We start from the raw sequence: 14,076 nt of genomic DNA on the forward strand, positions 1-14,076 counted from the left end.
GTCAGAACAGCACGCTCATGAAGGCGCCGACTTCCTCGAAGCCGACCCTGCGGTACGCGGCGCGTGCGGGGGTGTTGTAGTCGTTGACGTACAGGCTGACGACGGGGGCGACGTCGGCGAGCGCATAGCGCAGGACGGCCGCCATGCCCGTGACCGACAGGCCCTGGCCGCGGTACGCGGGGTCGACCCAGACGCCCTGGATCTGGCAGGCGGTGGGGGTGGCGGCGCCGATCTCGGCCTTGAAGACGACCTTGCCGTCCTCGATACGGGCGAACGAGCGTCCCGCGCCGACGAGTTCGGCCACCCGCGCCTGGTAGAGGAGGCCGCCGTCGCCGGCGAGCGGGGAGACCCCGACCTCCTCGGTGAACATGGCCACGCACGCCGGCATGATCACGTCCATCTCGTCCTTGCGGATCCGGCGGACGTACGGGTCGGGCGTGACGGTGTCGGGCATCCGGTCCGTGACCATCAGGGGCTGGTGGGCGCGGACTTCGCGGGCGGGACCCCAATTCGGTTCGAGCAGCTTCCACAGCAGGGCGGTGGGCTCGGCCGGGCCGACGATCGAGGAGCAGCGGCGGCCGGCCCGGCGGGCGCGGTCGGCGAAGGCGCGTACGGCATCGGGGCCGGCGCAGATGGGGACGAGGTTGGCGCCCGCGTAGCACAGCGACTTCAGGGCCCCGTCCTCGTACCAGCCCCACATCTCGCCGCCGAGGCGCCACGGGTCGAGCCCCGCCACCTGGACCCTGCTGGTCACGAAGGCGTTGTGCACGGGCTCGCGCTCCAGGACCTCGAGGGCGGCGTCGAGATCGCCGGGCTCGAGCACCCTGGTGGTCGTCTGGGTCAACACGGGTCGGGGGCCTTCGCGGTACGGGTTGCGGGTCTTGGCACTGTACCTGCCGCTGTTGTGCGCCGCCCCTCGTCAGCGGGTGCGCTCATCGGTCCTGGGGCGGTACCGGGGGCGGTCTGCGGCGGTCAGGGCTGGAGGGTGCGCCTTCCGCGCACCCACGAGGGTGCGCCTTCCGCGTACCCACGGAACACACCGTGCCCCGCCCGGGCGGGCCGGGCGGGGCACGGTGAAGCGCAGGGGTGGCGGGTCAGCCGGCGACCGAGACCGACGGCTCGCCCGACATCACGCCGTCCTTCTCCATCTGCTCGGCGATCTTCAGCGCCTCTTCGATCAGGGTCTCGACGATCTTCGACTCCGGGACGGTCTTGATGACCTCGCCCTTGACGAAGATCTGGCCCTTGCCGTTGCCGGAGGCGACGCCGAGGTCGGCCTCGCGGGCCTCGCCCGGACCGTTGACGACGCAGCCCATGACGGCGACGCGGAGCGGGACCTCCATGCCTTCGAGGCCGGCGGTCACCTCGTCGGCCAGCTTGTAGACGTCGACCTGGGCGCGGCCGCAGGACGGGCAGGAGACGATCTCCAGGCGGCGCTGGCGCAGGTTGAGCGACTCCAGGATCTGGATGCCGACCTTGACCTCCTCGGCCGGGGGCGCGCTCAGCGAGACGCGGATGGTGTCGCCGATGCCCTCCGACAGGAGCGCGCCGAAGGCGACGGCCGACTTGATGGTGCCCTGGAAGGCGGGGCCCGCCTCGGTGACGCCGAGGTGCAGCGGGTAGTCGCACTGGGCGGCGAGCTGGCGGTAGGCGTTGACCATCACGACCGGGTCGTTGTGCTTCACCGAGATCTTGATGTCGCGGAAGCCGTGCTCCTCGAAGAGGGAGGCCTCCCACAGGGCCGACTCGACCAGCGCCTCGGGCGTGGCCTTGCCGTACTTCTTCAGGAGGCGGGCGTCGAGCGAACCGGCGTTGACCCCGATGCGGATCGGGGTGCCGTGGTCCTTCGCCGCCTGGGCGATCTCCTTGACCTTGTCGTCGAACTGCTTGATGTTGCCCGGGTTGACGCGGACCGCCGCGCAGCCGGCCTCGATCGCGGCGAACACGTACTTCGGCTGGAAGTGGATGTCGGCGATCACGGGGATCTGCGACTTCTTCGCGATGGTGGCCAGCGCGTCCGCGTCGTCCTGCGTCGGGCAGGCCACGCGCACGATCTGGCAGCCGGAGGCGGTGAGCTCGGCGATCTGCTGGAGCGTGGCGCCGATGTCGGACGTGCGCGTCGTGGTCATCGACTGCACGGAGACGGGCGCGTCGCCGCCGACCGCCACGGTGCCGACCTGGATCTGCCGCGAGCGGCGGCGCTCGGCGAGCTTGACCGGTACGGACGGCATTCCCAGAGAAATCGCAGTCATCTGCTGTGCAACCCCAAGGTGTGGAGGTGTGGATCAAGGTCCCGGGATGGGCGGGCTCCAGCGTTCGAGATTACGCCACGGCCGGGTGCCCGGGCACACCGCGGCCGTCCCTCCCACCCGAAGGGGGTGGCCGGACACCAAGGGTGCCCGGCCACGGTGGACAACGGGTGATCAGCTGATCGTCACCGGGTTGACGACGTCGGCGATCAGGACGAGCAGGGTGAAGCAGACGAAGATGCCGGCCACCACGTACGCGACGGGCATCAGCTTCGCCACGTCGAACGGCCCCGGGTCGGGCCGCTTGAACAGCCGGGCCACCTTGCGCCGCACCGACTCCCACAGCGCACCCGCGATGTGGCCGCCGTCCAGCGGGAGCAGCGGGAGCATGTTGAAGAGGAACAGCGACAGGTTGAAGCCCGCGACCAGGAACAGCATCATCGCGATCTGGTTCTCCGGCGGGATGTCGAGCGTGAACACCTCGCCGCCCACGCGGGCCGCACCGACCACGCCCATCGGGGAGTCCTGCCCCCGCTCCCCGTCGCCGAAGGCCGCGTCCCACAGGTCGGGGATCTTCGACGGGAGCGCGATCAGCGACTCCACACCGTTCTGCATCATCTCGCCCATGCGGTCCACGGACTCGGTGAAGGACTGCTCGACGATGCCGGAGGCCGGCGTGAAGCCGAGGAAGCCGGCGTCCACGTACTGGCCCTCGACGTAGCCGCCGTCGCCGTCGGTCTTGCTGACCTGGTTCTTGATCAGGGTCGCGTGCAGGACCTTCTCGGCGCCGTCGCGCTCGACCGTGATGGTGGCGGGTCCGATGGTGTCGCGGATACGGGACTGGAGCGTGCCCCAGTCGTCGATCCGCTCCCCGTTGAACGCCACGATCTTGTCGCCGGCCTTCAGGCCCGCGGCCTTGGCGGGCGCGGGGGTGTCGCCCTTCTTGCAGGACGTGCGGTTCTCGCTGGCGGAGATGACGCAGTCGGAGACCCGGCCGACGTTGGTCGTCTGCTCGTTCCAGCCGAAGGTCATCAGGACGCCGAGGAAGATCGCCACGGCCAGGATCAGGTTCATGAACGGTCCGGCGAACATGACGATCACGCGCTTCCACGGCTTGCGCGTGTAGAACAGCCGCGTCTCGTCGCCGGGCCTCAGCTCCTCGAAGGCCGCCGAGCGGGCGTCCTCGATCATGCCGCGCCACGGCGAGGTGGAGCGCGCTTCGAGCTTCCCGTCGGGACCGGGCGGGAACATGCCGATCATGCGGATGTAGCCGCCGAGCGGAATGGCCTTGATGCCGTACTCGGTCTCGCCCTTCTTGCGCGACCAGATGGTGGGCCCGAAGCCGACCATGTACTGCGGCACGCGGATCCCGAAGAGCTTGGCCGTGGACAGGTGCCCCAGTTCATGCCAGGCGATCGAGAACAGCAGGCCGATCACGAAGACGACTATGCCGAGGATCATCATCAAGGTCGTCATGCACGAGCCTCCGCGGTCGTCCGGTCGCTGTCCCTGAGGTCGGTACGGGTGGTCAGTCCCGCCCGTTCACGGGCCCGGGCGCGCGCCCAGGTCTCCGCTTCGAGGACGTCCGCGACGGTCAGGGAAGTTCCCGCGGCGGGTGTGCCGTGTTCGGCGACGACCTCGGTGACGGTCTCCATGATCCCGTTGAAGGGCAGCGCGCCCTTCAGGAAGGCCGCCACGCACTCCTCGTTGGCGGCATTGAACACCGCCGGGGCCGTCCCTGCGAGCTCCCCCACGTGCCGGGCGAGCCCCACCGCCGGGAAGGCCTCGGTGTCGAGCGGGAAGAACTCCCAGCTGGAGGCCTTGGTCCAGTCGAAGGCGGGGGCCGCGTCGGGGATGCGCTCGGGCCAGCCGATGCCGATCGCGATCGGGCCGCGCATGTCCGGCGGGGTGGCCTGGGCGAGGGTGGAGCCGTCGGTGAACTCGACCATGGAGTGCACGTACGACTGCGGGTGGACGACGACCTCGATGCGGTCGAAGGGGATGTCGTAGAGGAGGTGCGCCTCGATGACCTCCAGGCCCTTGTTGACCAGCGTCGCGCTGTTGACGGTGATGACCGGGCCCATGGCCCAGGTGGGGTGCGCGAGCGCGTCCTCGGGCGTGACGTCCGCGAGTTCCGCCTTCGTACGGCCGCGGAAGGGGCCGCCGGACGCGGTGACGACGAGCTTGCGGACGTCGGCGCGGGTGCCGGCGGCGAGCGCCTGGAACAGGGCCGCGTGCTCGGAGTCCACCGGGATGATCTGGCCGGGCTTGGCCAGCGCCTTGACCAGCGGGCCGCCGACGATCAGCGACTCCTTGTTGGCGAGGGCGAGGGTGCGGCCGGCTTCGAGGGCGGCGAGGGTGGGGGCGAGACCGATCGAGCCCGTGATGCCGTTGAGCACGGTGTGGCAGGCGGAGGCCGCGACCTCGGTGGCGGCGTCCGGGCCGGCCAGGATCTCGGGGAGCGCGTCGCTTCCGTACTGCTCCTTCAGCGCTTCGCGCAGCGCGGGCACGGCCGCCTCCTGCGCGACGGCGACGGTGCGCACGTCCAGCTGCCGGGCCTGCTCGGCGAGGAGCCCCGGCCGGCCGCCGTTCGCGGACAGGGCCGTGACCTTGAACCGGTCCGGGTTGCGCAGGACGAGGTCGACGGCCTGCGTGCCGATCGAGCCGGTGGAGCCGAGGATCGCGATCTCGCGGGGTCCGTCGTCGGCGGACACCGGGTCGAAGACCAGATGCGGGTCGGCGAGGGGGGCTGGACTGTCGCTCATTCCCCCATTGTTGCCCCTTCTCCTGTGCTCCCAGGACCCGGTGTCACCTTTCCCCTACGTATGGATCACTTCCTTCCGCACCAGCACGGTGTACGGGCCGACGTCGCGGCGTGCGAAGGCGGCGGGGGCGAAGAGGGCGGCAGGAAGGCGCGTGGGGAGTGCGATGCGGTTGGGCTGGTGCGGGTAGTTGTCGCGGCCGAGCCCGATCGCGTACGCGCCCGCGGTCCGGCGCAGCACGAAGACGTCCGGGGCGTCGTACGGGCCGTGGTCGAGCCGGGCGGTGAAGGCGGCCGGGTCGTCGAGCCGTGACCAGCGCCGCACTTCCTCGGTGCGGCCCGCGAAGTCGGCCAGCGGGTGGGCGTAGACCGGTTCGGCGGTCAGGTAGCCGTGGAAGGGGGCGCCGGACAGGAGGCGGTACTGGTCGGTGAGGACGGTGAGGTCCTGCGGCGGGCGGCCGGTGAGCTGCCCGATCGTGCGGATCAGATCGGCGGGCGGGCGCGGTCCGCGGGCGTGGTCGAACTCCTCGCGCAGGTGCACCGGGACGTTCTGCACGACGGAGAGCGCGAGGACGGTCGCCACGGCGGCGACGGCCACGGGCCGTGCCTGCTCGCGCAGCCTCCGTACGGCTGCCGCGGCGGCGCAGACCCCAGCGGCGTACAGCGCGGCGAACAGGACCGGATGCACGCGGAAGGACAGCAGGCTCGCGCCGGCCAGGACCGCCAACTGACTGAGCAGACACCAGAGATAACAGGCGCCGACCAGGAGGAGCAGGGCGCGGGCGAGGGTGTCGCGGCGGGCGCGGGCGAGCAGCCAGACCGTGCCGGCCAGGCAGAGCAGACCCGTGACGGACACCTCGGTCATCGGCAGCGGGAAGGAGGTCTGCTGGACGGGGATGAAGCGCAGGGCGGGGTTGCGGGGCATCCCGGCGGGCAGTGCGGCGGCGAGATACGGGCCCCAGACGACGAGGATCAGGGGCAGGGCGGTCCCGGCCACGGTGAGCAGGCGCAGGAGCTGGGTGCGCGGGCCGTGGCGGCGGGCGAGCGTGGCCGCCATGACCGTCAGGGCGAAGGCCCAGAACGCGGCGAGGAGGGTGTACGTCAGCGAGGCGAGGCCCAGGTAAAGGCCGCAGCCGAGCAGGGCGGCGCGTGGGGTGCGGCGGGCGGCGAGGGCGCGGTACGCGAGGACGGCGAGCGGCGGCATGGGGGCGACGACCAGCCAGGCGTACGGCTCGTGCACCCCGAACGCCGGGGCCTGGAACGCGCTCAGAAGGGTGGCCACCGCGAGGGGCAGGGCGAGCCGGGGCCGCACGATGCGGGTCCACAGCCCGTGGGCGAGTGCGGTGCCGAGGGCCATCGTGGTGATCGCGGCCGGCTTGTACGCGGTCCACGCCTCCACCCCGGCGAGGTCGGCCGCGCGGCCGGTGAGCCAGAACCAGGCGGGCGGGTAGAGCGGGGGCAGCCCGTCGAAGTTGTAGTCGGCCAGGCCCGCTCCGGCCGCGTAGCGCGTCACGTACTGCGTACGGAACTGGTTGTCGCTCGCGAGCCCGCCGAGGTAGAGCGGGGTGCCGTGCAGGGGCAGCGCGAGGATCGCGGTGGGCAGGGCGCCGAGCAGAGGGTACGCGGCGAGCCCGGGCCGGCCGCGCAGCGCGAGGCAGGCGAGGGCGGCCAGGAGCGCCGCGGTGGTGGTGGCGGTCGCGACGGCGTCGGCGCGGGTGGGTTCGGCCACGGGGAAGCGGGCGGCGGCGAACTGCACGAGCAGGCTCGCGGCCACGGCGAGCACGGCGCCGAGGAGCAGGTGCGGCCGGGCGGTGGTGGTGTCCGGGGCCGTGGCGGGGCGCTCCGTCGGCCGGGCGGCGGAGGCGCGTGGGTGGGTGAGGGTGGCGGTCATGCCCTCGCAAACGAGGGCGAATGGGCCGAAGTTGACCCGTTATGCCAACCCTTCATCCACTTGTCGCCGGGCGGCCACCTGACCGCCCGGCGACGGTCGGCTCAGCGGATCGGCCGGTGCACGTTGTCCGTCTTCGACGGTCCGGGGGCCGCGTCCGCGATCCACGGCCCCTCGCCGCTCAGGTCGACGATCCCGCTCTCCAGCCACGTGTACGTACCGGACAGGACTCCCTTGACCACCTTGCGGTCCAGGTCGTCGGTGTTGGTCCACAGCCGGTTGAAGAGCTCGTCGACGCGGATGCGGGACTGGCGGCAGAAGACATCGGCCAGTTGGTAGGCCTCGCGGCCGTACTCCTCGGTGGTGCGCAGGAGTTCGGCGCGGACGCAGGCCGCGCTCATCGCGAAGAGCTCCGCGCCGATGTCGACGATGCGGCCGAGGAAGCCCTGCTTGGTCTCCATGCGGCCCTGCCAGCGGGACATCGCGTAGAAGGTGGAGCGGGCGAGCTTGCGCGAGGTGCGTTCCACGAAGCGGAGGTGCCCGGACAGGTCGGCGTGCCCGTCCGGGTGGAACTCCCCGTACGTGCGCGGGAGTTGGCCCGGGCCCGCGACCAGCTTCGGCAGCCAGCGCGCATAGAAGCCGCCGGCCCGCGCGCCCGCCTTCGCCTTGTCGGACAGGGACTTGTCCGGGTCGATGAGGTCGCCCGCCACCTTGAGGTGGGCGTCCACGGCCTCGCGGGCGATGAGCAGGTGCATGATCTCGGTCGAGCCCTCGAAGATGCGGTTGATCCGCAGGTCGCGCAGGACCTGCTCGGCGGGGACGGCGCGTTCGCCGCGGGCGGCGAGCGACTCCGCCGTCTCGAAGCCGCGGCCGCCGCGGATCTGGACGAGCTCGTCGGCGATCAGCCAGGCCATCTCGGAGCCGTACAGCTTGGCGAGTGCGGCCTCGATGCGGATGTCGTTGCGGTCCTCGTCGGCCATCTGCGAGGAGAGGTCGAGGATCGCCTCCAGGGCGAAGGTCGTGGCCGCGATGAAGGAGATCTTGCTGCCGACGGCCTCGTGGTGCGCCACCGGCTTGCCCCACTGCTCGCGCTCCCCCGACCACTCGCGGGCGATCTTCAGGCACCACTTGCCCGCGCCCACGCACATGGCGGGCAGGGAGAGCCGGCCGGTGTTGAGGGTCGTCAGGGCGATCTTCAGGCCGGCGCCCTCGGGGCCGATCCGGTTCGCCGCGGGCACCCTGACCTGGTGGAAGCGTGTGACGCCGTTCTCCAGGCCGCGCAGCCCCATGAAGGCGTTGCGGTGCTCGACCGTGACGCCCTCGGCCGCCGCCTCGACGACGAACGCGGTGATTCCGCCCTTGTGGCCCTCGGACTTCGGGACCCGCGCCATCACCACCAGCAGATCCGCGACGACCCCGTTCGTGGTCCACAGCTTCACGCCGTCGAGGATGTAGTCCTCGCCGTCGGGGGTGGCGGTGGTGGCCAGCCGCGCGGGGTCGGAGCCGACGTCGGGCTCGGTGAGCAGGAACGCGGAGATGTCCGTACGGGCCAGGCGCGGCAGGAAGGCGTCCTTCTGCTCCTGGGTGCCGAAGAGCTTCAGCGGCTGCGGGACGCCGATGGACTGGTGGGCCGAGAGCAGCGCGCCGAGCGCCGGGTTGGCGGAGCCGACGAGGGCGAGGGCCTTGTTGTAGTAGACCTGCGTCAGGCCGAGCCCGCCGTACTTCGTGTCGATCTTCATGCCGAGGGCGCCGAGCTCCTTGAGCCCGTTGATCACCTCGTCGGGGATCCGCGCCTCGCGCTCGATCCGCGCCCCGTCGATCCGCGTCTCGCAGAAGTCCCGCAGTTTGGCGAGGAATTCCTCACCCCGCCGGGCGTCCTCGTCGGGGGGCATCGGATGCGGGTGGACCAGGTCGAGCCGGAAGCGGCCGAGGAACAGCTCCTTGGCGAAGCTGGGTTTGCGCCAGTCCTGCTCGCGGGCGGCCTCGGCGACCTGGCGGGCCTCGCGCTCGCTCACGGACGGTTTCTGCGGTGCTGCGCTCATCCAGGCTCACCTCGCCGCGAAGAGGGCTTCCGGGCCGGTTGGCCCGATCTTGCCCCGGTCGGTTACTGGCTGGTGCTACTGGATCGTTGGTACCCGATTCGTCCCCGGGCCACCAGTCCTCTTGCAGCGTTCGCGCGAGCGGTGCAGGTCAGGCGTGGCCCCCGTCCTCCGGTCAGGCGTCGCCCCCGCCCTGCTCGACGGGCAGCACCGTGAGCGTGTGGCCCCGGGTGATGTAGAGGCGCCCCGCGGCGGACGCGTAGCGGATCACGCCGGTGGGTTCGTCCGGGATCGTGTACGTCCAGGCGGTTCGCATCGTGCGCCGCCGCACGGCGATCGCCGCGGCATCGGCCTGGTCCGAGAGCGCCGGGAAGAGGTACGGGCCCACGGACTCGGGGGGCGCGGCGGGCGGTTCGGCGAGGCGGACCGTGGACTTCCAGATCCAGCTGCCGCCCTCGCGGGCCCGCTTGCGGCGATCGCGCCGGACCACCCACAACTCGCGGCCGAGGAACGGCAGATAGATCTCCTCGCCGTCGATGACCGCCGCCCCGTACAAGGTCCGGCCCTTCTGCTGCTCGGTCATCCCCTCCTCGGCCTCCTCCGGATCGAGACTCCAGACGGTGCGGCCGTCGGCGAGCTCGAGGACGAGACAGCCTCGGCCGCTGATGACGAGGGTGCGGTTGTCGGAGGCGATGGCCCGGCGGGCCGCGCCGGTCTCGCGCGAGATGACGGTCCGCTCGGTCGCGAGGGCGCGGCGCCAGACCTGCTCGCCGTCCTCGAGGCGGTACGCGGTGACCGCGTCGGTCTCCAGGAGCGCGCCGTACCGTTCGTTGCCGCCCATCGTCGCCAGGCGCGCCCGGCTGCGCCCGAGCCTCCTGCGCCACAGGATCCTGCGCTCCTCGATGTCGTACGCGACGAGGAAGCGGTCGAGCTCCTGCGCGGGCGTGTCCGGAGCGCTGCCCGTGGCGTGCCCCACGAGATAGACGGCGCGGGCGTCGAAGCCCGCGAACGGGCTCAGCATCCGGGTCATGTCCAGGTCCAGCGGTCCGGTGGACCAGGTGCGCCCGTCCGCCGCCTCGACCCCCACGAGCCGGCCGTCGGGCTCCTCGGCCGGCAGGACGCAGGCGCCCGCACAGGGCACGGGGATGCCGGTGCCCGCACGGGTGGTCCAGCGCTGGGTGCCGCGATCGGCGTCGAGGCCGATCAGGACGCCGTCGGCGGCGCCGGGGACGACAACGGTCTCCCCGAACGGCATGGCGGACACGAATCCCTTGTCGCTGATGTCACCCCGGAACGTCCACAGCGGGCGCGGGGCTCCGCCCGCGTCGCGGGCCGGGGGCCGGGAGGTGCGCGGGGGTGCGGTGGGGCCGCCGCCCTCCTGCCTCGTGAGCCACCAGGCGGCAGCGCCCGCGGCGGCCAGCGCGCCGGCCCCCAGGAGCAGGGCGCGGCGGCGGGTGGGGGGCGGCTCGGCGGGCCGCGCCGGGTGCCTTCGTACGCCGATCGCGCCCGCGTGTGCCGTCCGCGCGGCGATGTCGGCGAGCACCGCCGGGGGCAGGCGGTCCCCGAACCAGCCGGTGGCGCCCGCCCGTTCGCGTATCCCGGACGGCGTGGGCCGGGCGGCCGGGTCGCGGGCCAGGCACGCGGCGGCCAGCGGACGCAGCGAGTCGGGGACGGCTTCGAGGGAGGGTGCCTCGTGGGCGATCCGGTAGAGGACGTCCGCCGGTTCGCCCTCGCCGTGCGGCGGCCGCCCGGTGGCGGCGAACACCAGCAGCGCACCGAGGGCGTACACGTCGGTCGCCGCGTCACCGGGACTGTCGCCCGCGGCCTGTTCGGGAGCCATGTAGGCGGGGGTGCCGGGGGTTCGTGGGCGCGGGGCGGAGCCCGGGGTGTGCGCGCCGGGGGCCGGCGGGTACGGGGTGCTCCGCGGGTCCGTGGTGGTGGGCCGGGCGACGCCCAGGTCGATCAGGCGCGGGCCCGCGGGCGTGAGCAGGACGTTGGACGGCTTGAGGTCGCGGTGTGCGTAGCCGGCGCGGTGCACCGTGCCGAGCGCGTCGGCGAGTTGGGCCACCAGGGCGCGTACGGCGGGTTCCTGCCACGGGCCGTACGCGGTGACCGCCTCGGCGAGCGAGGGGCCCAGCACGTACGCGGTGGCGAACCAGCCCTCGCCCTCGTCCGCGAACGCGGGGAAGTGCTCGGCTCCGCCCAGGCGGTGGGCGGCCCGCGTCTCCTCCCCGAACCGGCCGCGCAGCTCGTCGTCCGCGGCGTACTCGGGCCGCAACGTCTTGAGGGCGACCGTGCGCCCCGCCTGCGTACGCGCGAGATAGACGACGCCCATGCCACCCGAGCCGAGGCGCGCGAGGAGGGTGTGCCCGCCGATGGACTCGGGATCGCTCGCGGACAAGGGGGTGAGGGTGTCGGGGAGGTGCTCGGGTGAGGGGGCTGGGGACGGTGTGGCGGAGGAGTGGCCGGGTGGTGTGGCGAAGAGGCGGCCTGGTGGTGTGCCGCCGTGCGGTGAGGGCGGCGTGCTGTGCGGCGTGGGTGGCGTGCTGTGCGAGGGCGGTGGCGTGCTGTGCGGCGTGGGTGGCGTGCCGGAAGAGCGCGGGGCGGGTGCCGGCCGTCCTCCGTTCACGTGCCGGCCTCCGCCGCGGGCCGGGCTCAACTTGCGGGTGGGCGCGTCCGGTTCGGGCGCCCCGGTACGCACGTCCTCACCCCTTACGCGAGGGACCGCGTCCTCGGCGGGCCCCGCCTCGTCGCGCGGCTCCTCGGGCCCCGCCTCGTCGCGCGGCTCCTCGGGCCTCGCGTCCTCAGGCCCGAGGACGTCAGACCGCTCCTCGTTGCGCACCCCCTCAGTCACCCCCTCCTCGCCCCTCTCCCCGCCCCGCGGGCCCTCAGCGGCCGGTCCCGTACGGTGCTCATCCGTCATCGCGATTCCTCACGTCCGTCGCGGTGCCCCGCGCTCCGCCCCCGCTGCCGCCGCTCACGTCACCGGAAGGGCATAGACCGCCTGCCCGTTGACGACCAGGGCGCGTCGGCCCCATGTGTGGACCCGGTAGCCGTCGGCAGGGTGCGCGACGGCGAAACGCCAGTGCTCCCTGCCGGTGCGCGCGTCGAGCGCGACCACGCCCGCGCGGTGGCCGACCAGGAGCGTGCGGCCCGAGGAGGTGATGCGGATCCAGGGCGGGATCACCTGGCGCGTGACCTCGTCGCGTTCGGGTTCCACCCCCAGCGGGTGCCGCCAGTGCTCGCGGCGGCGCGCGAGGTCGATGGCGTGCACGGTCTGGTGCGGTCCCGCGACGTAGTACAGCGGGTCGGGGACACCCTTCGCCCGGGGGCCCTGCTCGGTGTTCGCTCCGCGCGAGGGTCCGTCGGGCTGCTCGTACAGGTCGAGGCTCCAGGCCGGTGCCTTCGCCTCGACCGGCGCGGCCCGCAGCCGTCCCTGGAACACTTCGACGAGCTGCTCGGAGTACGGGTCGTAACCGAGTCCGGACAGCTCCTCGGGCCAGTCGTGCACCCGCTCCCAATGCTTGCGGCCCGTACGCCCGTCGATGCCGTAGATCCGGACGCCGCGGGGGTGGCGGCGTTCGAGGACATGGCAGCGGTCGCCGAGGTCCGGCAGGTCCGTCACCTCGATGCCCCCGGGCGCCCCGTACCTGACCTTCAGCTTCCAGCGCTCCTCGCGGTCGGCCGCCCCCACGGCCACCACATACGGCTGATGGGTGGCCAGGGAGCCGCCCTCCGGGAGGGCCGCGTGGTAGATGAGCCTCTCCGGGTCGAGGAAGGCGCCCACGAGGACGAGCCTGCCCCGGCCGCCCATCACACTCATCGGTTCGGTCCACAGGTCTTCACCGGTACGCAGGGACAGGCCCGAGAACTTGTCGGACCGTACGGTCACGATCTGGCCGGCGATCGGCACCACGGGCGTCCGCTCCGCGAAGTCCTCGCGCCTCCACAGGACTTCACCGGTGTCGAGATGCACCGCGGTGAGCAGGGGAGGTTCGGGGACGCAGACGACCTCCTCCGCTCCGACGGTGATGTGCGCGGTGATCGCACGACCCGACTTCGCCTCGTAACGCCACAGCGCCGGCGGTGCGGTGCCGCGCGGCACACGGACCGACGCGGCCGGCGCGGGCCGTGCCCCCGGCGAGGTGAGCGCCTCGGTGCCGCCGCGGGCCAGAACCCAGCCGGTGACGCCCCCGGCGCCGAGGACGAGTCCGCCCGCGGCCGCGAGGAGGGCCCGGCGCGACGCGGTCCCCGTGACGCGGGCGCCCGCGTCATCCGCGGCGGCCTCCCCCTCGGCACGTCGGGGAGCGGGCTGCGGGACCGGCGCCGACGCCTCCCGCTCCAGCGCCGACTCCGCCTCCCGCGCGAGCGCACCGACCAGGCGCGCGGGCAAGGCGTAGGAGCCCCCGCCGGCCCAGTGTGCCGCCAGCTCCGCGGCGGACGGCCGCAGCGCGGGGTCCTCCTGCCGGCAGCGCGCGAGCAGGTCGCCGTCCGGTGGCCGGCCGCCGGCGGCGTCTTCGAGTACGGCGGCGAGCGCGGCCACGTCGTCGGCGGCGGCGCCCGTCCCCCTGGGCCGGACGAGCCGCGCCCCGCCGGCCCCGAGCAGCACCGCGTCCGGCGTGACCGCGCCATGGGCGGCGCCCAGCGCGTGCAACCGGGCGAGCGCGCCCGCGAGTTCGGCGCCGATGCCGCGTACGGCCGCTTCCGGCAGTCCTCCGTACAGCAGCCCGCGCACCTCGGCGAGGGTCAGCGACGGGACGTAGCCGCAGACGAACCAGGGCGGATCCGCGTCGGGCGCGGCATCGGCGCAGGCCACGAATCCGGGTCCGGCGACGGCCCGCAGCAGCGCCAGCGAGTCCGTGGACTCCCCCTGGACCAGGGTGAATTCCACATGCCCGGACGTCCCCCGGGCTCCGTGGGCGAGGTAGCGGCGCTCGCCGCCCGCCGCCGTGAGCACGGCGAGCAGCCGGTACGGTCCCAGGGCGCGCGGATCGCCTCGGTGCAGGTCTTCCATGAGCCATTCCCCCGAGCACACGCCTCCCGCCCCCCGGCCGGGATCGGCGCGCACCTAGGGCAGGGTAGCCCCGGAATGCCGGATTCATGAGGGTGCGTTCCCTCGGACCTCCGAGGGTGCGGACG

8 protein-coding genes are annotated in these 14,076 nt (G+C 73.2%); all 8 read right to left on the bottom strand.

Translation table 11 applies throughout. The features are described from left to right. Position 1: 1 nt before the first annotated feature. Positions 2-844, bottom strand: a complete 843-nt coding sequence (locus BLT97_RS06835) for a GNAT family N-acetyltransferase (RefSeq protein WP_093608324.1) — start codon at positions 842-844, stop codon at positions 2-4. A gap of 250 nt (positions 845-1,094) precedes the next feature. After that, positions 1,095-2,252, bottom strand: a complete 1,158-nt coding sequence (gene ispG, locus BLT97_RS06840) for a flavodoxin-dependent (E)-4-hydroxy-3-methylbut-2-enyl-diphosphate synthase (RefSeq protein WP_093607865.1) — start codon at positions 2,250-2,252, stop codon at positions 1,095-1,097. 171 nt (positions 2,253-2,423) lie between these two features. Continuing rightward, entirely contained in the window at positions 2,424-3,725 is a 1,302-nt protein-coding gene (locus tag BLT97_RS06845; RefSeq protein WP_093607866.1) for a M50 family metallopeptidase, read from the bottom strand. Beyond that, positions 3,722-5,014, bottom strand: a complete 1,293-nt coding sequence (gene dxr, locus BLT97_RS06850; RefSeq protein WP_093607867.1) for a 1-deoxy-D-xylulose-5-phosphate reductoisomerase — start codon at positions 5,012-5,014, stop codon at positions 3,722-3,724. The genes BLT97_RS06845 and dxr overlap by 4 nt, the downstream gene beginning before the upstream one ends. Before the next feature lie 54 nt (positions 5,015-5,068). After that, positions 5,069-6,901: an arabinofuranosyltransferase gene (locus tag BLT97_RS06855; RefSeq protein ID WP_093607868.1), complete on the bottom strand. Its 1,833-nt coding sequence runs from the start codon at positions 6,899-6,901 to the stop codon at positions 5,069-5,071. A gap of 101 nt (positions 6,902-7,002) precedes the next feature. Next, the gene (locus tag BLT97_RS06860; RefSeq protein WP_093607869.1) at positions 7,003-8,940 is read right to left on the bottom strand and encodes an acyl-CoA dehydrogenase family protein; all 1,938 of its coding nucleotides are present in this window, start codon (positions 8,938-8,940) and stop codon (positions 7,003-7,005) included. Positions 8,941-9,112: 172 nt separating this feature from the next. Then, the gene (locus BLT97_RS06865; protein WP_107406995.1) at positions 9,113-11,338 is read right to left on the bottom strand and encodes a serine/threonine-protein kinase; all 2,226 of its coding nucleotides are present in this window, start codon (positions 11,336-11,338) and stop codon (positions 9,113-9,115) included. Positions 11,339-11,914: 576 nt separating this feature from the next. Further along, positions 11,915-13,951 carry an outer membrane protein assembly factor BamB family protein gene (locus BLT97_RS06870; protein ID WP_093607871.1) on the bottom strand — a complete coding sequence of 679 codons (2,037 nt, stop codon included), beginning with the start codon at positions 13,949-13,951 and terminating at the stop codon, positions 11,915-11,917. Positions 13,952-14,076 lie beyond the last annotated feature (125 nt).

Source organism: Streptomyces indicus (genome assembly GCF_900100315.1).
GTDB lineage: Bacteria > Actinomycetota > Actinomycetes > Streptomycetales > Streptomycetaceae > Streptomyces > Streptomyces indicus.